At 66.0% G+C, this 532-nt stretch carries 1 protein-coding gene; it reads right to left on the bottom strand.

The genetic code is table 11. The features are described 5' to 3' along the window. Positions 1–532: hypothetical protein (locus ACTIMO_RS17270; RefSeq protein ID WP_448183219.1), on the bottom strand; the 532-nt coding region annotated here is incomplete at both ends.

Here is a 532-nt window from a genome sequence, read left to right as displayed (position 1 = left end):
AATCTTGGCGGTCTCGCCATTTCCGCAGACCGAACGGGTCAGCCAGGCGGTCTCGAAATCGAGAGTCTTGGTGATCGCGATACCGGTGCCGTCCGCCGTGGCACTCGCGCTCATGACCGCAGTGGTGCCACTCACGCTCACGATATAGGCGCCCGCAGCAATGCCGGTGCCGCTGATGGGCTGTCCTGCGACCGGCATCGTTCCGGACAGGGCCGTGAGATTGGGCGACCCGTTGGCGGTGGTCGCCGTAAGGCTTCCTTGGGTCGCGGGGGACCCGGAAGCTGCTGCTCGGCAGCTTCCATCGGCATAGTTCGCATAGACCTTGAGGCCGGTTTTGGCGACGCCTGCGGCGAACCGCGCTGCCGTCGGGCCATCAGCGAGCAGGTCGATGCCCTGGCCGGCAACGACCTGGTTGCTATCGCCGAGCAGGAGGCCAGCGATAATGGCGTTCTGGTCGCGATGGACGAAGCCGATCCGAACATCGGGGGCGCCCGGATGGGCGCTGGTCACCTTGCCATTGGCGACGTTGCCC

The organism is Arthrobacter sp. CP30 (genome assembly GCF_053470025.1).
The sequence above is the reverse complement of the archived record's forward strand: the minus strand, read 5'-3'. Positions and strand labels throughout refer to the sequence as shown.